At 61.5% G+C, this 20,512-nt stretch carries 19 protein-coding genes; 14 read left to right on the top strand and 5 right to left on the bottom strand.

All coding sequences use genetic code 11. The features are described from left to right. Nucleotides 1–102 precede the first annotated feature (102 nt). The 3 genes from cysN to V6607_RS04830 form a co-directional block, all read right to left on the bottom strand. Entirely contained in the window at nucleotides 103–2,001 is a 1,899-nt protein-coding gene (gene cysN, locus V6607_RS04840) for a sulfate adenylyltransferase subunit CysN (RefSeq protein WP_003208449.1), read from the bottom strand. A gap of 9 nt (nucleotides 2,002–2,010) precedes the next feature. After that, a complete protein-coding gene (gene cysD / locus V6607_RS04835) occupies nucleotides 2,011–2,928 on the bottom strand; it encodes a sulfate adenylyltransferase subunit CysD (RefSeq protein ID WP_003208447.1) in 918 nt (305 codons plus the stop codon). Between the two features lie 256 nt (nucleotides 2,929–3,184). Continuing rightward, complete coding sequence (locus V6607_RS04830) at nucleotides 3,185–3,943, bottom strand: Nif3-like dinuclear metal center hexameric protein (protein WP_003208444.1); 759 nt, start codon at nucleotides 3,941–3,943, stop codon at nucleotides 3,185–3,187. A 103-nt stretch (nucleotides 3,944–4,046) separates the two neighbouring features. Between V6607_RS04830 and algW the strand changes: the two genes are divergently transcribed. The 3 genes from algW to V6607_RS04815 all read left to right on the top strand — a co-directional run bounded on the left by algW (nucleotide 4,047) and on the right by V6607_RS04815 (nucleotide 8,153). Next, complete coding sequence (algW, locus tag V6607_RS04825; protein ID WP_003208442.1) at nucleotides 4,047–5,201, top strand: Do family serine endopeptidase AlgW; 1,155 nt, start codon at nucleotides 4,047–4,049, stop codon at nucleotides 5,199–5,201. 108 nt (nucleotides 5,202–5,309) lie between these two features. Beyond that, the gene (locus V6607_RS04820; protein ID WP_134325753.1) at nucleotides 5,310–7,421 is read left to right on the top strand and encodes a TonB-dependent siderophore receptor; all 2,112 of its coding nucleotides are present in this window, start codon (nucleotides 5,310–5,312) and stop codon (nucleotides 7,419–7,421) included. A 12-nt stretch (nucleotides 7,422–7,433) separates the two neighbouring features. After that, on the top strand, nucleotides 7,434–8,153 hold the full coding sequence (locus tag V6607_RS04815) for a DUF4198 domain-containing protein (protein ID WP_134325752.1): 720 nt from the start codon (nucleotides 7,434–7,436) through the stop codon (nucleotides 8,151–8,153). Between the two features lie 548 nt (nucleotides 8,154–8,701). On the opposite strand, the gene hemH is transcribed toward V6607_RS04815, so the two are convergent. Then, nucleotides 8,702–9,727 carry a ferrochelatase gene (gene hemH / locus V6607_RS04810; protein ID WP_134325751.1) on the bottom strand — a complete coding sequence of 342 codons (1,026 nt, stop codon included), beginning with the start codon at nucleotides 9,725–9,727 and terminating at the stop codon, nucleotides 8,702–8,704. A 14-nt stretch (nucleotides 9,728–9,741) separates the two neighbouring features. Beyond that, nucleotides 9,742–10,641 (bottom strand): TIGR01777 family oxidoreductase, encoded by a 900-nt coding sequence (locus V6607_RS04805; protein WP_003208436.1) that lies wholly within the window; start codon nucleotides 10,639–10,641, stop codon nucleotides 9,742–9,744. A gap of 209 nt (nucleotides 10,642–10,850) precedes the next feature. Between V6607_RS04805 and V6607_RS04800 the strand changes: the two genes are divergently transcribed. From V6607_RS04800 to V6607_RS04750, 11 genes are all read left to right on the top strand, one after another. Next, nucleotides 10,851–11,837, top strand: coding sequence for an NAD(P)/FAD-dependent oxidoreductase (locus tag V6607_RS04800; protein ID WP_003208434.1), 987 nt, complete (start codon nucleotides 10,851–10,853; stop codon nucleotides 11,835–11,837). After that, the gene (locus V6607_RS04795) at nucleotides 11,834–12,049 is read left to right on the top strand and encodes a TIGR02450 family Trp-rich protein (RefSeq protein ID WP_338743307.1); all 216 of its coding nucleotides are present in this window, start codon (nucleotides 11,834–11,836) and stop codon (nucleotides 12,047–12,049) included. Before V6607_RS04800 ends, V6607_RS04795 begins: the two co-directional genes overlap by 4 nt. Nucleotides 12,050–12,161: 112 nt before the next feature. Next, nucleotides 12,162–13,133, top strand: a complete 972-nt coding sequence (locus tag V6607_RS04790; RefSeq protein WP_008432288.1) for a DUF523 and DUF1722 domain-containing protein — start codon at nucleotides 12,162–12,164, stop codon at nucleotides 13,131–13,133. 3 nt (nucleotides 13,134–13,136) lie between these two features. Next, nucleotides 13,137–14,066, top strand: a complete 930-nt coding sequence (locus tag V6607_RS04785; protein ID WP_134325749.1) for a MerR family transcriptional regulator — start codon at nucleotides 13,137–13,139, stop codon at nucleotides 14,064–14,066. Further along, complete coding sequence (gene phrB / locus V6607_RS04780) at nucleotides 14,067–15,512, top strand: deoxyribodipyrimidine photo-lyase (RefSeq protein WP_338743304.1); 1,446 nt, start codon at nucleotides 14,067–14,069, stop codon at nucleotides 15,510–15,512. After that, nucleotides 15,505–15,927: a nuclear transport factor 2 family protein gene (locus tag V6607_RS04775; RefSeq protein ID WP_134325747.1), complete on the top strand. Its 423-nt coding sequence runs from the start codon at nucleotides 15,505–15,507 to the stop codon at nucleotides 15,925–15,927. The genes phrB and V6607_RS04775 overlap by 8 nt, the downstream gene beginning before the upstream one ends. Continuing rightward, entirely contained in the window at nucleotides 15,924–16,706 is a 783-nt protein-coding gene (locus V6607_RS04770) for an SDR family NAD(P)-dependent oxidoreductase (protein WP_008432280.1), read from the top strand. The genes V6607_RS04775 and V6607_RS04770 overlap by 4 nt, the downstream gene beginning before the upstream one ends. After that, entirely contained in the window at nucleotides 16,703–17,950 is a 1,248-nt protein-coding gene (locus V6607_RS04765) for an FAD-dependent oxidoreductase (protein ID WP_134325746.1), read from the top strand. The genes V6607_RS04770 and V6607_RS04765 overlap by 4 nt, the downstream gene beginning before the upstream one ends. After that, nucleotides 17,947–18,753 carry a DUF1365 domain-containing protein gene (locus V6607_RS04760; protein ID WP_003208422.1) on the top strand — a complete coding sequence of 269 codons (807 nt, stop codon included), beginning with the start codon at nucleotides 17,947–17,949 and terminating at the stop codon, nucleotides 18,751–18,753. Before V6607_RS04765 ends, V6607_RS04760 begins: the two co-directional genes overlap by 4 nt. Beyond that, on the top strand, nucleotides 18,740–20,011 hold the full coding sequence (locus V6607_RS04755) for a cyclopropane-fatty-acyl-phospholipid synthase family protein (protein WP_087693767.1): 1,272 nt from the start codon (nucleotides 18,740–18,742) through the stop codon (nucleotides 20,009–20,011). The genes V6607_RS04760 and V6607_RS04755 overlap by 14 nt, the downstream gene beginning before the upstream one ends. Beyond that, complete coding sequence (locus V6607_RS04750) at nucleotides 20,004–20,495, top strand: DUF2878 domain-containing protein (protein ID WP_134325745.1); 492 nt, start codon at nucleotides 20,004–20,006, stop codon at nucleotides 20,493–20,495. The genes V6607_RS04755 and V6607_RS04750 overlap by 8 nt, the downstream gene beginning before the upstream one ends. Nucleotides 20,496–20,512: the final 17 nt, after the last annotated feature.

The raw sequence follows: 20,512 nt of genomic DNA, 5'->3' as shown, positions 1-20,512 counted from the left end.
CTGCTTTCGCGAGCAAGCCCGCTCCCCCATTTGACCGAGTTGTTTCCAAGGCCCCATAAAAAAAGCCCGCCAACATGGCGGGCTTTTTTGCGCGCGTGAAGCTTAGATCGCGCCGCGCTGGCGCAGCAGGTCCAGCACTTGCTTGACGCTGTCTTCCAGCGACAACGCCTGGGTGTCGATCACCAGGTCCGCATTCAACGGTACGTCATACGGGAACGACTCACCCGGGATGTTATCGCCGCCCGCCGCGTACAAACCTTGCGGATCACGCTCGGCACACACCAGCGGCGAAGCCTGCACGTACACGGTCAGCAAACGATCACCGCCGATCAGCGCCTTGGCCTGTTCACGCCCTTCAGCATCCGGGGCAACAAACGCCGCCAACGTCAGCAAGCCGGCTTCGTTGAACTGACGCGCCACGTGCGCGGCACGACGCCAGTTCTCGGTACGCCCGGCACGGTCCTGCGGCAAGCCCTTGTTCAGGTCGTGGCGCAGGTTCTGGCCGTCCAGCACAAACACCGCACGGCCCATGTCGAACAGCTTGCGTTCAACCGCGTAGGCCAGGGTGCTTTTGCCGGCGCCCGACAAGCCGCTGAACAACACGGTCGCCGGTTGCTGGCCGAAGCGCTGGGCGCGCTCTTCGGTGGCCACGTGAGCCAGTTTGCCGTGCTGCGCCGCGCTGCCATGGGTCACCGGCGGCGCGATGATCATGCCCGCAGCCACGGTGCCGTTGGTCAAACGGTCGATGACGATGAACGAACCGGTGGTGCGGTTGCTCGCGTAACCGTCCAGGGCGATGACCGTGTCGAGGCTGACCTTGACCCGGCCAATCTCGTTCAACTGCAAGGCGCTCGCCGGGCCTTCTTCCAGGGTGTTCACATCCACGCGATGCACAATGCTGGTGATGGAACCCGGCACGTAGCTGGTGGCGCGCTTGATGTCGTATTTCTTGCCCGGCAGCATCGGTTCTTCAGCCATCCACACCAGCATGGCGTCGAAAGCGTCGGTCACTTGCGGCACGTTGTCGGCATGCACCAGCAGGTCGCCACGGGAGATGTCGATTTCGTCTTCCATGGTCAGGGTCACGGCCTGGCCGGGACCTGCGTTTTCCAGTTCACCTTCAAAGGTGACGATGGATTTGACGCGGCTGCTCTTGCCCGACGGCAGCACCACGACTTCGTCGCCCTTGTGCACGATGCCGCTGGCCAGGGTGCCGGCAAAACCACGGAAGTTCAGGTTCGGACGGTTGACGTACTGCACCGGGAAACGCAGGTCGGTGTAGTTGCGGTCATTGGCGATCTCGACGGTCTCGAGGATCTCCATCAGCGACTGCCCGGTGTACCAGGGCGAACGCTCGCTCTTGTTCACCACGTTGTCGCCCTTGAGCGCCGACATCGGCACGAAGGCCAGGGTGCTCGGCTTGAACGCGATACCGTCGGCAAACTTCAGGTAATCAGCCTTGATCGACTCGAATACGCTTTGGTCAAAGCCATTGATGTCCATCTTGTTGACGGCCACCACGATGTGCTTGATGCCCAGCAACGAGGCGATGAAGCTGTGGCGACGGGTCTGGGTCTGCACGCCGTAGCGGGCGTCGATCAGGATGATCGCCAGGTCACAGGTGGAGGCACCGGTGGCCATGTTGCGGGTGTACTGCTCATGGCCGGGGGTGTCGGCGATGATGAATTTGCGCTTGGCGGTGGAGAAGTAGCGGTAGGCAACGTCGATGGTGATGCCCTGCTCACGCTCGGCCTGCAGGCCGTCGACCAGCAACGCCAGGTCGATGTCGTCACCGGTGGTGCCGGATTTTTTCGAATCGCGGGTGATGGCTTCCAGGTGATCTTCGTAGATCATCTTGGAGTCGTGCAGCAGGCGCCCGATCAGGGTGCTCTTGCCGTCGTCGACGTTGCCACAGGTCAGGAAGCGCAACATTTCCTTGCGCTCGTGCTGGCCCAGGTAAGCGAGGATGTCCTCGCTGATCAAATCAGATTGATGCGACATGACAGCCCCTTAGAAATAGCCTTGACGTTTTTTATCTTCCATCGAGCCTGCACCATCGTGGTCGATGACACGGCCCTGGCGCTCGGAAGTTCGCGTCAGGAGCATTTCCTGAATGATGTCCGTCAGCGTCTCGGCTTCGGACTCCACCGCGCCCGTCAACGGGTAGCAGCCAAGGGTACGGAAACGTACTTTCTTTTTGACGATTCGGGCTTTGTCTTCGTCGGACAGGTGCTCGAGGATGCGGTCGTCGTCGATCATGATCAACGTGCCGTTCTTCTCGATCACTTCGCGTTCGGCGGCGAAGTACAGCGGGACGATCGGGATGCCTTCCAGGTAGATGTACTGCCAGATATCCAGCTCGGTCCAGTTGGACAGCGGGAACACACGGATCGACTCGCCTTTGTTGACGTTGCCGTTGTAGACGTTCCACAGTTCCGGGCGCTGGTTTTTCGGGTCCCAGCGGTGCTTGCTGTCGCGGAACGAGTACACGCGCTCTTTGGCACGGGATTTCTCTTCATCGCGACGGGCACCGCCGAATGCAGCATCGAAACCATACTTGTCGAGCGCCTGTTTCAGGCCCTCGGTCTTCATGATGTCAGTGTGCTTGGCGCTGCCGTGGGTGAACGGGTTGATGCCCTGCGCCACCCCGTCCGGGTTGACGTGAGTGATCAACTCAAGACCAAGCTCTTCGACCATCTTGTCGCGGAACTTGTACATCTCCTGGAATTTCCAGCGGGTGTCGACGTGCATCACCGGAAACGGCAGCTTGCCCGGGAAAAAGGCCTTGCGTGCCAGGTGCAGCATCACGGCGGAGTCTTTACCGATCGAGTAGAGCATCACCGGGTTATCGAACTCGGCGGCGACCTCGCGGATGATGTGGATGCTTTCCGCCTCCAGCTGTTTCAGATGCGTCAGTTTGTCGACCATGGTTACTCACGGAAAAACGATCTTATGGACGGCCAGCGGGCCGTGTTCGAGCGGGGCATGCTAGCACAGCGCCTGATTCTATTGAGGGGGCTGGCTAGATCGAAACGGTATATCAATATACCGCTGGGTTTGGCTCGACTCGATCAAATGTGGGAGCGGGCTTGCTCGCGAATGCGGTGTGTCAGTCAATGCATATGGCGACTGATGCACCGCATTCGCGAGCAAGCCCGCTCCCACATGTGTCCGGTGGTGTTCGTTAGATCGGGTTTGGGCAATCGATGAAGAGGTGTTCGAGGGCGAAGCGCCGTGCGAGGTAATCGCCCAAGGCTTGCACGCCGTAACGCTCGGTGGCGTGATGCCCGGCCGCTATGAAGCTGATGTCGTTTTCCCGGGCGCTGTGGAAGGTCTGCTCCGAGGCTTCGCCGCTCAGGTACAGGTCAACCCCGGCGAGCACCGCCTGGTCGATATAGCCCTGGCCACCACCGGTGCACCAGCCCACGCGGCGGATCATCTCGCTGCCTTCGATCAGCAGCGGCTCGCGGCCCATGGCTTCCTGCACGCGGCGGGCAAAATCACGGGGCGACGCCGGCTCGGCCAGGGAGCCCACCAGGCCGACGACCTTGAGGTTGTCCGGGTCCAGCGGGCCTTCGACGGTGATGTCCAGTTGCCGGGCCAGTTGCACGTTGTTGCCAACCTCAGGGTGCAGGTCCAGCGGCAAGTGATAGGCCAGCAGGCTGATGTCGTGCTTGAGCAGGGTTTTCAGGCGGCGCTGCTTCATGCCGGTGATGCACGGGCTTTCGCCTTTCCAGAAATAACCGTGGTGCACCAGCACCAGGTCGGCCTGGGCTTCGACCGCCGCGTCCAGCAATGCCTGGCTGGCGGTCACGCCGCTGACGATGCGCAGCACTTGCGGACGGCCCTCGACCTGCAGGCCGTTGGGGCAGTAATCGGCGATTTTGGCACTATTAAGGTAGCGGTCCGCTTCCTCGACTAAGGTGCTCAGGGCAACGGCCATAAAAGACTCCTAAATATCCCGTTCAGAGGCGCTCACGGCCTCGTATAATGCGCGACATTATGGGCGCTCTCCCGCCCCCTGCAACCTGTCAGGATTTTTCTTCATGCTCAAGGCACTGCGTTTTTTTGGATGGCCATTGTTGGCTGGCGTGCTGATCGCGATGCTGATTATTCAGCGTTATCCACAACTGGTCGGCCTGCCGACCCTTGATGTCAACCTGCAACAGGCACCGCAAACCAGCGCGGTGGTACAAGGCCCGGTGACTTACGCCGATGCGGTGGTGATCGCCGCCCCCGCCGTGGTCAACCTGTACACCACAAAGGTCATCAACAAACCGGCGCACCCGCTGTTTGAAGACCCACAGTTTCGTCGCTATTTCGGCGACAACTCGCCCAAGCAGCGGCGCATGGAATCCAGCCTCGGCTCCGGCGTGATCATGAGCCCGGAAGGCTACATCCTCACCAACAACCACGTGACCACCGGCGCCGACCAGATTGTGGTGGCCCTGCGTGATGGCCGGGAAACCCTGGCCCGCGTGGTCGGCAGCGACCCGGAAACCGACCTCGCGGTGCTGAAAATCGATTTGAAAGGCCTGCCCTCGATCACCATCGGGCGCTCCGAAGGGCTGCGCGTAGGTGACGTGGCGCTGGCCATCGGCAACCCCTTCGGCGTCGGCCAGACCGTGACCATGGGCATCATCAGCGCCACCGGGCGTAACCAGTTGGGCCTCAACAGCTATGAAGACTTCATCCAGACCGACGCGGCGATCAACCCGGGTAACTCCGGCGGCGCGCTGGTGGATGCCAACGGCAACCTGACCGGCATCAACACCGCGATCTTCTCCAAGTCCGGCGGCTCCCAGGGCATCGGTTTCGCGATTCCGGTGAAGCTGGCCACTGAAGTGATGAAGTCGATCATCGAGCATGGCCAGGTGATTCGTGGCTGGCTGGGGATTGAAGTCCAGCCGCTGACCAAGGAACTGGCCGAGTCGTTTGGCCTGACCGGGCGCCCTGGCATCGTGGTCGCCGGGATCTTCCGCGACGGCCCGGCGCAGAAAGCCGGCCTGCAACTGGGGGATGTGATCCTCAGCATCGACGGCGAGCCGGCCGGAGATGGTCGCAAGTCGATGAACCAGGTGGCGCGGATCAAACCCACCGACAAGGTGGCGATCCAGGTGATGCGCAATGGCAAGGAAATCAAGCTGTCGGCGGAAATCGGCCTGCGTCCGCCGCCTGCACCGGTGAAAGAAGAGGAATAACGGCTTCGGGAGCCCGTTCGCGGGCTCCTGTTACCTAATATTTCGAAAGAAATTCATTCTCATTAGTCATGTTATATTGTTTCAATATCGCTATTGGAACGCTCTATCATGCCGTCTCGAAGATTTGCCCCGCTGGCGGGAATCGCCCTGGGTTTGCTGGTGGACCCGGCCTACGCCGAAGACACCGCCCCCGTTGAACTGGAAGCCACCCGCATCACCAGCGAGGCGTACGAATCAGCCACCGGCCCGGTCAAGGGCTATCGCGCCACCCGCTCCGCCAGCGCCACAAAAACCGACACCGCCTTGCGGGATATCCCACAATCCATCAGCGTGATTCCCGCTTCGGTACTCAACGACCTGGGCAGCACCAACGTCGAGCGTGCCCTTGAGTTTGCCGGCGGCGTGTCCAAACAGAACAACTTCGGCGGCCTGACGCTCTACGAATACAGCGTTCGCGGCTTCACCACGTCAGAGTTTTACGTGGACGGTTTCAGCGCCAACCGCGGTTACCCGAGCACGCCGGACGCGGCGAATATCGAGCGCATCGAGGTGCTCAAGGGCCCCGCCGCCAGCCTGTATGGCCGTGGTGACCCAGGCGGTACGGTGAATATCGTCAGCAAAAAGCCGCAGCACGAGGCCTTCACCACACTGCAGACCAGCGCCGGCAGTTGGGACCGCTACCGCACCGCGCTGGACGTGAACACGCCGCTGGACAGCGAGGGCAACGTGTTATCGCGGGTCAACCTGGCGGTGGAAGACAACCACAGCTTCCGCAACCACGTTGAGGCCAAACGGGTCTTCGTCGCGCCCTCCATCAGTTGGCAACTGGACCCGGACACACACCTGCTGGTGGAAAGTGAATTCGTGCGTCACCGCTCCACTTTCGACCGCGGCATCGTCGCGCCCAACAACCGCTGGAGCGGCGTCTCCCGCTCGACCTTTCTCGGCGAGCCCGACGACGGCGATATCCGCAACCACAACAACCGCCTGCAAGCCAGCCTCGAGCATCACCTCAACGATGCCTGGCAACTGCGCCTGGCCAGCCATTACAAACAAGGCAGCCTGTGGGGCAACGCCTCGGAAAACCGCGCGCTGGATGCCGATGGCCACACCCTCAGCCGCCGCTACCGCGAGCGCTCCACCGGTTGGCATGACAGCATTACCCAGCTCGAACTGCGCGGTCGGTTCGACATCGGCAGTTGGCAGCACGAATTGCTGATCGGCACCGAGTACGAGGACTACCGCAAGAAAGAACGGGTGACCGCCATCGCCGGCGGCGATTACGCCATCGACATCTATGACCCGGTCTATGGCCAGCCCAAACCGAACGGCAAGCGCTCCGGCACTGACTTTTTCGAACAGGTGAAAAGCCAGGCGCTGAACCTGCAAGACCAGATCATCTTCACCGACCGCCTGCGCGGGATGATCGGCGCGCGGTTCGAACACTTCGAGCAGCGCACCGACGACTTCAGCCGCAACCATGCCAAAAGCCGGCAGACCCACGACACACTGACCCAACGCGCCGGCTTGCTCTACCAACTGACGCCTGAAGTGGGCCTGTTCGCCAACGCCTCCACCTCGTTCAAACCCAACAATGGCCTGGACGCCGGCGGCAAATCCTTCAAGCCGGAAGAAGGCGTGGGGTATGAAATCGGGATCAAGAGCGAGCTGTTCGACGACCGCCTGAGCACCACCCTCGCCGCCTTCCATATCGAGAAAGAAAATGTCCTGGCCCTGGACCCGGCTACCGACACACAGCGCGCCATGGGCAAGGCCCGCAGCCAGGGTTTTGACCTGCAACTGACCGGCCAGGTGACTGACGCCTTACGGGTGATCGGCGCCTTTGCCTACATCGACGCCGAAGTGACCAAAGGCGACAAAGCCATCCCCACCGGCAGCCGGATTCTCGGCGTAGCCAAACGTAGCGGCAGCTTGCTCGGCGTGTATGAATTCCAGGACGGCCTGTTGCGTGGCTCCGACCTCGGCGCAGCCTTTACCTACGTCGGCGACCGCTCCGGCGAAGCCGGCAAAAGCTTTGAATTACCGGCCTACCACACCGTCGATTTACTGGCCCATTACAAGGCCAGCGACAACGTCACCGTGGGCCTGAACCTCAACAACCTGTTCGATGAAAAGTACTACGAGCGCTCCTACAGCAACTACTGGGTCAATCCCGGCGAGCCGCGCAACTTCACCGTCAGCCTGACCCTCAACCTGTAAAAGGACGTCTCCATGCAAGCCTTCAAATCCCTGGCCGTGCTCGGCCTGCTGTTTGCCACCCAAGTCTCGGCCCACGGACTGTGGACCGAACAACGGCGCGGCAATATCGAAGTGATCTACGGCCACGGCGCCGAAGACAACGCGTTCAAGGCGCAGAAAATCAGCGGCGCCTGGGCCTACGACGCCAGCGGCAAAATGATCCCGGTGACCGTGGAACGTCTGCTCGACCATGCGCGCCTGAAGCCGCTCAAATCGCCGGCTGTATTGGCGGTCGCCCTGGATAACGGGATGTGGTCACAGACGCCTGACAAGAAGTGGATCAACGAGGGCCGCAGCAAGGTGCCGGGGGCGATTGAGTCGACCCAGACCTTCAAGTACAGCCTGGCGATCTACCAGCCGGGGGCGAAGGTGCCGAAGCTGGATCAGATCAAGCTACTGATCTTGCCGGAAGTTGATCCGCTGACGGTCGGCCCGGGTAAATCACTGCCGGTACGGGTGCTGCTGGATGGCAAGCCGGCGGCTGGGGTCAAGCTGATCGGAGACTATCGCAACGCACCGAACACCCTGAGCACCGAGACCGATAAAGACGGTCGCGCCCAGGTGCTGGTGAGAAATGAAGGATTGAATGTGATTGCGGCGCAGGTGGAAATCCCGCTTAAAGACAATGCTGATGTCGCGACTCGCGGACTGTTCAGTTCCCTGACTTTCCTGGGCGAGCCGCATCACGAGTAACCCCGCAAATCCAAAGTGGGCACAGTCAATGTGGGAGCGGGCTTGCTCGCGAAAGCGGTGTGTCAGTCGCTATCTTCATTAACTGACCCACTGTCTTCGCGAGCAAGCCCGCTCCCACATTTAGTCCTCACTCGGCATGATTACAGTGCAACCGGCGCTCTTTCCAGTTCCCTGAGCTTTCAGGGCGAGCCGCATCACGAGTAACCCCGCAAATCCAGAGTGGGCACAGTCAATGTGGGAGCGGGCTTGCTCGCGAAAGCGGTGTGTCAGTCGCTATCTTCATTAACTGACCCACCGTCTTCGCGAGCAAGCCCGCTCCCACATTTAGTCCTCACTCGGCTTGATTACAGTGCAACCGGCGCTTTTTCCAGTTCCCTGAGCTTTCAGGGCGAGCCGCATCACGAGTAACCCCGCAAATCCAAAGTGGGCACAGTCAATGTGGGAGCGGGCTTGCTCGCGAAAGCGGTGTGTCAGTCGCCATCTTCATTAACTGACCCACCGCCTTCGCGAGCAAGCCCGCTCCCACATTCAGTCCTCACTCGTCTTGATTACAGCGCGACCGGCGCTCTTTCACACAGGGTATTGAGCGCCGCCGCCCACTGCGGGTCATCGTTCAGGCACGGCACCAACACCAACTCCTCGCCCCCCGCCTCGCGGAATTGCTCCAGGCCGCGATCACCAATTTCCTCCAGTGTCTCGATGCAGTCCGCAACAAACGCCGGGCACATCACCAGCAGCTTCTTCACGCCCTGCTGAGCCAACGCTTCAAGGCGTGCCTCGGTGTACGGTTCGATCCACTTGGCCCGGCCCAGCCGCGACTGGAACGCCACCGACCATTTGCCATCCGGCAAGCCAAGGCGCTCGGCAAAATCCCGCGCAACGCTGAAACACTGCGCGCGATAGCACGTGGCAAGCACCTCGGGAGAGGCGTTCTGGCAGCAGTTGGCGTCCTTGAAGCAGTGTTGCCCGGTAGGGTCGAGCTTTTTCAGGTGGCGCTCGGGCAACCCATGAAAGCTCAGCAGGAGGTGATCGAAATCCTCTTCCACATAGGCTCTGGCGCTGTTGGCCAAGGCGTCCAGGTACTCCGGTTCATCGTAGAACGGCTGCAGAATCGAAAACTCGATCGCCAGCTTTTTGTGCCGCACCACGCGCCGGGCCTCTTCGATTACCGTGGTCACGGTGCTGTCGGCAAACTGCGGGTACAACGGCGCCAGGGTCACTTTCTGGATGCCTTGGGACGCCAGCCGGGTCAGTACGCTTTCAATCGACGGCTCGCCATAGCGCATGGCCAACTCTACCGGCCCCTGGGTCCACTGTGCAGTCATCTGTTGTTGCAAGCGACGGCTAAGAACTACCAGCGGCGAGCCTTCGTCCCACCAGATCGAGGCGTAGGCATGGGCCGATTGCTCCGGGCGCTTGATCAGGATCAGCGACACCAGCAAACGCCGAACCGGCCATGGCAGGTCAATGACGTAAGGGTCCATCAGGAACTGATTGAGGTAGCTGCGCACATCCGCCACCGAAGTGGACGCCGGTGAACCCAGGTTGACCAGTAACAACGCGTGATCCGTCATGCAACATCCTATCTCTAGAGGCGGCTGGACAAGTCGTCCAGGGCCGCATGCAACTCAGTGAACTGGAAAGTGAAACCGGCCGCCAACAGCCGCTGCGGCAAAGCCCGCTGGCCACCCAGCAACAAACCGGACAACTCGCCCAGGCCGATACGCAAGGCAAACGCCGGCATGGGCATGAACGCCGGGCGGTGCAGCACCTTGCCCAGGGTCTTGGCGAACTCCAGGTTGCGTACCGGGTGTGGCGCGCAGGCATTATAAGGACCGCTGGCATCGGTCTTGTGCAGAAGAAAATCAATCAGGGCGATTTGATCCTTTATATGGACCCATGGCATCCACTGCCGACCATTGCCGATAGGCCCGCCCAGCGCCAGTTTGAACGGCAGCAACAGCCGCGACAAAAAGCCGCCCTCCGCCGCCAGCACCAGCCCGGTACGCACCAGCACCACGCGGATGCCCAATGCCTCGGCACGCTGGGCGGTTTCTTCCCAGGCAATGGAGAGCTGGCTGCCGAAATCGTCCTGCACCGGGCCGCTGTCTTCGGTCAGCTCGCGCTCACCGCCGTCGCCGTACCAGCCCACCGCGGAACCGGAGATCAACACCGCCGGTTTGTGTTCAAGGCCCTCAAGCCAGGCCAGCAGCGTTTCGGTGAGGCCGATACGGCTGCTCCACAACAGCGCCTTGCGTTTATGCGTCCAGGGTCGGTCGGCAATCGGCGCGCCGGCCAGGTTGACCACCGCGTCCACCGCCTCGTTTATGTCTTGCAGGCGGGCGACACCACGCACCTGGGCGCCGCACAATTTAGCCACTTGTTCGGGATGGCGGCTCCAGACCGTGAGGCGATGGCCCTGGGCAAGCCAGTATTGGCAAAGTTGACGGCCGATCAAACCGGTACCGCCGGTCAGCAAAATGTGCATGAGTTGTTCCTCGTGTAACGTTCGCCGACCACCGTTAGTCTATTTTATAAACAGGGATGTTTTAATCGGGCGCAACGCTGGTTAAACCTTCAGGTTTAACCATAGGTCACGCCAAACGATCAGGTACGCCAAAACTTATACCAAAAAACAATATTGTACAGCTATTGGTGTCGGCGTAGTCTGTACCCAACGGTAAAACGAGGCCTCCCATGACTGTTCCCATCGCGATCATTGGCACCGGCATCGCCGGTCTCTCCGCCGCCCGAGCGTTGAAAGACGCGGGGCACGTTGTACAACTCTTCGATAAAAGCCGCGGCAGTGGCGGTCGCATGTCCAGCAAGCGCAGCGATGCGGGATCGCTGGACATGGGCGCACAGTACTTCACCGCCCGCGACCGGCGCTTCGTCAACGAGGTGCAACGCTGGCAGGCCAATGGTTGCGCCGAGCAATGGAAGCCACAGCTGTACAACTTCAAGTCCGGCCAACTGACGCCCTCCCCCGATGAACAGATCCGCTGGGTCGGCACGCCGCGCATGAGCGCGATCACCCGCGCCCTGCTCGATGACTTGCCGGTGCAGTTCGGTTGCCGCATCACCGAGGTGTTCCAGGGTAAACATCACTGGAACCTGCTGGACGCCGACGGCGAAAGCCACGGCCCGTTCAGCCACGTGATCATCGCCACCCCAGCGCCCCAGGCCACTGCCTTGCTGGCCGCTGCGCCCAAGCTGGCGAGTGTCGCCGCCGGGGTCAAGATGGACCCGACCTGGGCCATTGCCCTGGCCTTCGACAAGCCGCTGGATACGCCCATGGAAGGCTGCTTCGTCCAGGACAGCCCGCTGGACTGGCTGGCGCGCAACCGCAGCAAACCGGGGCGCGACACCACCCTCGACACCTGGGTTTTGCACGCCACCAGCACCTGGAGCAAGCAACACCTGGACCTGTCCAAGGAAGCCGTGATCGAACACCTGCACGGCGCCTTCGCCGAACTGCTGCACAGCGCCATGCCGGCGCCTTCCTTCACCCTCGCCCACCGCTGGCTGTACGCGCGGCCGTCCACCAGCCATGAATTTGGCGTGCTGGCCGACGCCGACCTGGGCCTGTATGTATGTGGCGACTGGTGCCTGTCAGGCCGCGTGGAAGGTGCGTGGCTCAGCGGCCAGGAGGCGGCGCGGCGGTTGATCGAGCACCTGCGATGAACCGCATCAATCCCGCCAAGTTGCTGCTGTCGAAGTGGACAGCAGCCCGCCCGCAGTACAAGGAAAAACATTTTCTGGTGACCAAACTGCTGCGTGATGACGAAGGCGATGTGCAGGAAATCGAGCTGGAAGCCGTGATGAGCCATCACGTGCAGCGCCTGGCCTGGCAAACCCTGCAAAACGCCGAAGACTGGAAAATCGGCTGGAAATAGCCATTCCGCAAATACCTGTACAAATTATTTGACTTGTACAGCTTCAAACCTATGATGAGATTAAGTTGTACAGAAATTTAACTCTGTACAGGAATTTCATCGAGGTTTGGCCATGTCCAGCACCCTGCCCGCCACCGGCAAACCGAAAATCGCCATCAGCGCCTGCCTGTTGGGCGAGAACGTGCGCTTCAACGGCGGGCATAAACAATCCCAGCTGTGTAGCCAGACCCTGGCCGATTATTTCGACTTCGTGCCGCTGTGTCCTGAAGTCGCCATTGGCCTGGGCATCCCCCGCGAGCCGATTCGCCTGGTGGGCGACCCGCTCAATCCCCAGGCCGTTGGCACCGTAAACCGCGAACTTAACGTGACCCAGCCGCTGGACGATTACGGCCAGCAAATGGCCGCTGAACACACCGACCTCTGCGGTTACATCTTCATGCAGAAATCCCCGTCCTGCGGCCTGGAACGGGTCAAGGTCTATCAGGACAACGGCATGCCCATCGACGGCGGCGGGCGCGGCATCTACGCCCAGGCGTTTTGTGCGCGCCACCCCAACCTGCCGGTGGAAGAAGACGGTCGGCTGAATGACCCGGTGCTGCGGGAAAACTTCCTGACCCGGGTGTTCGTCTACGCCACCTGGCAGCAACTGCTCGCCGAAGGCCTGACCCGTCACCGCCTGCTGGAATTTCACTCGCGCTACAAATACCTGCTGATGGCCCACAGCCCGGTGCATTACAAAAGCCTCGGCAACCTGCTGGGCAGCATGCCCAGGGACGTCGACCTGGGCGCCTTGGCCGCCGGCTACTTCAGCGAACTGATGAGCGCCCTGACCCAGTGCGCCACACGCGGCACCCACACCAACGTGCTGCAACACATCAGCGGCTACCTCAAGCAAGCCATCAGCGCCGAAGACAAACAGGAAATGCAGACCATCATCAGCCAATACCGCCAGGGCATCGTGCCGCTGGTGGTACCGCTGACGCTGCTCAAGCACCACTTTCGCCAGCATCCGGACCGCTATATCGCGCAGCAGGCCTACCTGCAACCGCACCCGGAAAACCTCAGCCTGCGTAATGCGATTTAACCTATGACTTTTCCCCTGCAAGAACCTGGCGAAGACATCGCCGAGGCCATCGAACAAGGCTGGCTGCCGATCCGCGAAGTGGCGCGCCAGACCGGCGTCAACGCCGTGACCTTGCGCGCCTGGGAGCGGCGCTACGGGCTGATCGTGCCCCAGCGCACGCCCAAGGGGCACCGCCTGTTCAGTGCCGAGCACGTGCAACGCATCCATACCATCCTGACCTGGCTCAACCGCGGTGTGCCGGTCAGCCAGGTCAAGAGCCTGATCGACACCGCGCAAGCCACCAGCGAACCGCCGGTGGAAAACGAATGGCACAACCGCCGCCAGCACCTGGTGCAGGCCATCAGCGAACTGGCCGAGCGCCGGGTGGATGATGCCTTCAACCAGGCCATGGCGCTGTACCCGCCGCGCACCTTGTGCGAGCAACTGTTATTGCCGTTGCTCAAGGAGCTCGAACTGCGCTGGCAAGGCCAGTTCGGCGCGCAGATGGAACGGGTATTTTTCTATTCCTGGCTGCGCAGCAAATTCGGTGCGCGGATGTATCACAACAACCGCCAGCTCAACGGCGCCCCCCTGCTGCTGATCAACCATTCCGACCTGCCGCTGGAGCCGCACCTGTGGCTCACCGCCTGGCTCGCCAGCAGCGCCGATTGCCCGGTGGAAGTTTTCGACTGGCCATTGCCGGTGGGCGAACTGGCCCTGGCCGTCGAGCATCTGCAACCCCGTGCGGTACTGCTGTATTCGAGCAAGGCACTCCATACCTCGGTGCTGGGCAAACTGTTGAGCGGCTTCAGTTGCCCAAAACTGATAACCGGACCAACGGTATGCATCCACCAGGCGGAGCTGTCCGTATTAACCGAAGAGATTCCTGAATTGCTCCTGGCCGAAGACCCGTTGTCGGCCCATCAGGTACTGATCCAGCGTGGACTTATTTAAATGCACTTGATCTGGCTGCGCACCGACCTGCGCCTACATGACAACACCGCCCTCGCCGCCGCCGCACAGCGTGGCCCGACAGCGGCCGTCTACCTGATCAGCCCCGGGCAATGGCTGGCCCACGATGACGCGCCGTGCAAGGTCGATTTCTGGCTGCGCAACCTGCAGCGCTTGAGCTCGGCACTGGGCGAGTTGAACATTCCGTTATTGATCCGCCATGCCGACACTTGGGATCAAGCACCTGAAGTACTGGCAGGCCTGTGCCAGGAACTGGCGGTGGAGTCGGTGCACGTCAATGACGAATACGGCATCCACGAAGAGCGCCGCGACGCCGCCGTGGCCAAGGCCCTCGAAGCTCAAGGCATCACGTTCCACACCTATCTGGACCAGTTGTTTTTCCAGCCCGGCAGCGTGCTGACCAAGACCGGCACCTACTTGCAGGTGTTCAGCCAGTTCCGCAAGGTCTGCTACAGCCGCCTGCATGGCGCCTTGCCGCGTTTAGTCGCCACTCCCAAGGCGCAGGCACCGCTCACACTCAAAAGCGACGAGGTTCCGGATCACGTCGAGGGCTTCGCTACCCCGAGCGAAGCCTTGCGCGCCCTGTGGCCTGCCGGCGAAGCCGAAACCCGGCGCCGTCTCGACCAGTTCGCCGACGCACAAATCAGCTACTACAAGGACGAACGCGACTTCCCAGCCAAGCCCGGTACCAGCCAGCTTTCCGCCTACCTTGCAGCGGGCGTGGTCTCACCGCGCCAATGCCTGCATGCCGCGCTGCAAAGCAACCAGGGTGAATTCGAAAGCGGCGACATCGGCGCGATTACCTGGATCAACGAGCTGCTGTGGCGCGAGTTCTACAAACATATTCTGGTGGGCTACCCACGGGTCTCGCGCCACCGCGCATTCCGCCCGGAGACCGAAGCTGTGGCCTGGCGCAACAGCCCGGAAGACTTGAAAGCGTGGCAGGAAGCACGCACCGGCCTGCCGATCATCGACGCCGCCATGCGCCAGCTGCTGGAAACCGGCTGGATGCACAATCGCCTGCGCATGGTGGTGGCAATGTTCCTGACCAAAAACCTGCTGATCGACTGGCGCGAAGGCGAGCGCTTTTTCATGCGTCACCTGATCGACGGCGACCTGGCAGCCAACAACGGTGGCTGGCAGTGGAGCTCGTCCACCGGCACCGACTCGGCCCCGTACTTCCGGATTTTCAGCCCCTTGAGCCAATCGGAAAAATTCGACGGCGAAGGTGTATTTATCAAGCACTGGCTGCCGCAACTGGCGGCGCTGAACAAAAAGGAAGTGCACAACCCCGACGCCGTGGGCGGCCTGTTTGGTGTGGCCGACTATCCTCGTCCTATCGTCGATTTGAAAAAATCCCGCGAGCGCGCCCTCGCCGCTTTCCGCAGCCTGCCTTCACGCCAGGCGGTCGGAGGTGCTTATGAGTGATTTCCTGCGCCGCTTCGCCCAGGCGTTCGCCAGTGTGGACAAGCACAACCTGCACCTGCTCGACGGCCTGTACAGCCAGGACATCAGTTTCACCGACCCACTGCACGAGGTGCACGGGCTGCCGGCGTTGCACCGCTACTTCGCCGAGCTGTACGACAACGTGACCCAGTTGCGCTTTGACTTCCATGGCTTTGATCAAGTGGCGGAAGGCGAAGGCTACCTGCGCTGGAAAATGAGCTTCTGCCACCCGCGCCTGGCCAAGGGCGAAGTGATTCGTGTGGAAGGCTGCTCGCACCTGCTGTGGCGCGACAAGGTGTATCGCCACCGGGATTATTTTGACGCTGGACAGTTGCTGTATGAACACGTGCCAGTCCTTGGCGGTGTGGTCAGCTGGCTGAAAAGGAGAATGGGATGAGCCTTAATCTTCCACGTCGTTACTGGTTGACCGGTGCCAGCAGTGGCATCGGGGCCGAACTGGCCAAGACGCTGCTCGAAAGCGGTGCCCATGTGGCCCTCAGTTCCCGCTCCAAGGCGCCCCTGGAACAGCTTGCCCAGCAATACCCCGGGCAAGTGCTGGTGGTGGCCGGCGACCTGACCAACAGCCAGACCGTGCGCGAGATCGGTGAACACATCGCAGTGGCCTGGGGTTCGCTGGATACGGTGATCCTGAATGCCGGCACCTGCGAATACGTGGATGCAAGGCAGTTCGACGCCTCGATCATCGAGCACGTGGTGCGCACCAACCTGCTGGCCAGCAGTTACTGCATCGAGGCCGCGCTGCCGCTGTTGCGCGCCGGTCATACACCGCACCTGGTCGGTGTGGCCAGTGCGGTGACCTACCTGCCGATGCCCAGGGCGGAAGCCTATGGTGCGTCGAAGGCCGGCCTGCGTTACCTGTTCGAGTCCCTGCGTATCGACCTGTCGCCTGAAGGGATCGACGTCACCGTGGTCAGCCCGGGGTTTGTCGACACGCCGCTGACCGCCCGCAATGATTTCCCGATGCCCCTGAGCTGGCCGGCAGACAAGGCCGCGCGACATATCTTCGCCAAGCTGCAAAACCGTCCATTGGAAATTGCCTTCCCTGCCCTGTTTATTGCCGCCTTGTGGCCACTGTCGAAACTGCCGAACCGCGTCCAGTTGATCATTGGCAAACGCATGCTGCGCAGCCCGCCGCCGAGAAAGGACGACCTGTGAAGATCGCCATTATCGGCAGCGGCATTGCCGGGCTGACCAGCGCCTACCTGCTCAGTCGCCGCCACGACATCACCCTGTTCGAAGCGGGCGACCGCATCGGCGGGCACACTCACACGGTGAATGTCACGGTGGAAGGCAAAAGCCATGCGGTGGACACCGGCTTTATCGTGTTCAACGACTGGACCTATCCCAACTTCATCAAGCTGCTGGGGCAAATTGGCGTGACGTACAAACCCACCGAGATGAGCTTTTCGGTGTGCGACCCGAACGCCGGGTTCGAGTACAACGGCAACAATCTCAACAGCCTGTTTGCCCAGCGCCGGAATATTCTGTCGCCGGGGTTCTGGGGCATGTTGCGCGATATCCTGCGCTTCAACCGCCAGGCGCCCCTGGACCTGCAAGAGCAACGCATCAGCGCCGAGATGACCCTGGGCGAGTACCTGCAAGCGGGCGGCTACGGCCAGCGATTTATCCAGCACTACATCGTGCCGATGGGCGCGGCGATCTGGTCGATGTCCCTGGCTGACATGCTCGGGTTTCCCCTGCAATTCTTCGTGCGGTTCTTCAAGAACCATGGCTTGTTGTCGGTGAGCAACCGGCCGCAGTGGTGCGTGATCGAAGGCGGTTCCAGCCGCTATATCGAGCCGCTGACCCAGTCCTTCCGCGAAAATATCCGCCTCAATTGCCCGGTCACCCGGGTTGAGCGCTCAGCCATCGGCGCAGTTATCCACAGCGCCGCCGGCAGCGAGGCATTCGACAAGGTGGTGTTCGCCTGCCACAGCGACCAGGCCCTGGCGTTGCTGGGGGATGCGAGCCTGGCCGAGCAACAGATCCTTGGCGCCCTGCCCTACGCCGACAATGACGTCGTCCTGCACACCGATACCCGTCTGCTGCCCGAGCGCAAACTGGCCTGGGCCAGCTGGAATTACCGCCTGGATGGCCGCGCGCAAAAACAGGCGGCGGTGACTTACGACATGAACATCCTGCAGGGCATCGACAGCACCACCACCTTTTGCGTGAGCCTCAATCAAACGGCCCTGATCAACCCGCTCAAAGTCCTCGCCCGCTACACCTACGCCCACCCGCAATACAGCCTGGCCGCCGTGGCCGCCCAAGCGCGCTGGGAAGAACTGCACGGCACGCAGCACACCTATTATTGCGGCGCCTACTGGGCCAACGGTTTCCACGAAGACGGCGTGGTCAGCGCATTGCGCGTGGCCAAGGCGTTCGGGGAAATCCTGTGAACAGCGCCCTGTACAGCGGCTGGATCGCCCATCGGCGGTTTACGCCAAAGGGCCATGCCTTCCGCTACCGGATCGGCCTGCTGTACCTGGACCTCAGCGAACAGGACGAAGTGTTCGGCTTGTCGCCATTGGCGGGCGAGCGCTGGGCGCCGTTCGCGTTTCGCCAGCAGGATTACCTGCGTGAATTTACCCGTCACGGCATGAGCTTGACCGATGCCGTACGCCAAGAAGTCGGCAAGGCCCTGGGGCGCATCCCCTCGGGCGTTATCTGCCTGCTGACCCAGGCCCGCAGTTGGGGCCTGGCCTTTAACCCGGTGAGTTTCTTCTACTGCTTCGAGGCCGACGGAACGCTGGCCGCGATCCTTTGTGAAGTGACCAACACCCCGTGGCGCGAGCGCTATCACTACGTGCTGCCAGCCCAGGCGCTGCCTGCCGGTGAGCATCAGCACTTCGCCGTGGCCAAGGCGTTTCATGTGTCGCCGTTCTTGCCCCGGGACCTGGAATACCGCATGAGCTTCAGCCCGCCCGCCGCCAGGCTCGGCGTGCATATGGCCGACTGGCAGGGCGAACTGAAAGTCTTCGACGCCACCTTGAGCCTGCAACGCGAAGCCCTGAACCGCGCCAGCCTGCACCGCTACCTGTGGCGCTTCCCGTGGATGACCGCCAAGACCTGCCTGGCCATTTATTGGCAGGCCTTGCGCCTCTTGCTTAAACGCACGCCGATTTTTTCCCATCACGCCGCCGAAGGCGCTTCTCGCACCGCAGTCGGTTACACCAAGGATCGCCGCCATGAAATCCCCTAGCTTATCGGTCAAATCCAACCGCTTGAACGTCAACGGCATGACCGCCGCGCTGCTGCGCAAAGCCGTGCTGCGCCAGCTCGGCCAACTGCGCCACGGCCAGTTGGTGGTGATCGAGGACGGCGAACGGCAAGTCTTCGGCGCACGGGAAGCGCACCTGCTGGGGGAGATCCAGATCCTCGATTCAGCCGTGTGGGGGCTGGTGGCGGCCAACGGCTCCATCGGCGCCGGCGAGGCATTTATCCATGGTTACTGGAGCAGCCCGGACCTGACCGCCGTGGTACGAGTGATGGTCAGCAACCTCGACGTGCTGGATGCGCTGGAAGGTGGCCTGGCCAAACTGGCGCGGCCCTTCACCCAGGGCCTGCACTGGCTCAACCGCAATACGCGCAAGGGCTCGCAGAAAAACATTGCCGCCCACTACGACCTGGGCAACGACCTGTTCGAGGAATTCCTCGACCCGACCATGATGTATTCGGCCGCGCAGTTCCTCACCGCCGATGACACACTGGAACAGGCACAACTGAACAAACTGGAACGCATCTGCCAGAAGCTCGCGCTGAAACCGTCCGACCACCTGCTGGAAATCGGCACCGGCTGGGGCAGCATGGCGATTTATGCCGCGCAGCAGTACGGCTGTAAGGTCACCACCACGACCCTGTCCAAAGAGCAGTTTGCCTACACTGAAAAACGCATCGAGGCCCTGGGTTTGCAGAATCAGGTGACGTTGCTGCTGGAGGACTACCGCGACCTGACCGGGCAGTACGACAAGCTGGTGTCGATCGAGATGATCGAAGCCGTGGGCCACCGCTTCCTGCCGACCTATTTCAAACAGTGCGCGCAGTTGCTCAAGAGCAACGGCCTGATGTTGCTGCAAGCCATCACCATTCGCGAGCAGCGCTACGAACAAGCCAAGAGCAGCGTGGATTTTATCCAGCGCTATATCTTCCCCGGCGGCGCCCTGCCCTGTGTACAGAAGATGCTGGAGGTCGTCAGCCGCGACACTGACATGAACCTGCTGCACATGGAAGACTTCGGCCTGCACTACGCGCGAACCCTGCGCCTGTGGCATGAGAACTTTCGCCGCGCCCACAGCCGCCTGACGGAAATGGGCTACGACGAATACTTCCTGCGGCTGTGGGAGTTTTACCTGTGCTACTGCGAAGGCGGCTTTATGGAGCGCACCATCGGCACCGCGCAGATGCTGCTGGCCAAGCCGGCGGCGCTGACCCAGCCACTGCTCGGGCGCTTTGATGCTTAAACCACTGGCAAATGCCGTGCTGTTCCAGTGCGGCTGGTTTGCCTGTGTGCTGGGCGGCGACAGTCCGTGGCTGTTGGTGGGGTTGGCGGTGCTGGTAATCCACCTGCTGTGGATAAGTTCGTGGTCAGCGGAAGGCCAGGTGATTCTTGCCGTCACCTTGTTGGGCACCGTGATCGACACCGTGCTACGAGCATTCGGCGTGTTTCATTTCAGCCTGCCCGGACCGTTGGCACCATTGTGGCTGATCCTGTTGTGGGCATTGCTGGCGACCACGCTGCGCCATTGCCTGGCCTGGAGCGCGCAGCCCTGGTGGCGTGCGAGTTTGTTGGGGGCGGTGGGCGGGCCGTTGTCCTATTACGCGGGCAGCCAACTGGCGGGGGTGAGTTTCGGCTATGGCACCGTGCCGACCGTCATCGGCCTGGCGTTACTCTGGGGGATGATTTTTCCGTTGTTGCATTGGGTCGCCAGGCAGTTGGCACATTGACGTCCGTCAGGCCTTTC

The sequence above is a fragment of the Pseudomonas sp. KK18 genome (genome assembly GCF_037094675.1).
Classification (GTDB): domain Bacteria; phylum Pseudomonadota; class Gammaproteobacteria; order Pseudomonadales; family Pseudomonadaceae; genus Aquipseudomonas.
Note: the sequence above shows the minus strand (reverse complement) of the source record. Positions and strands in the feature narration are given on the sequence as shown.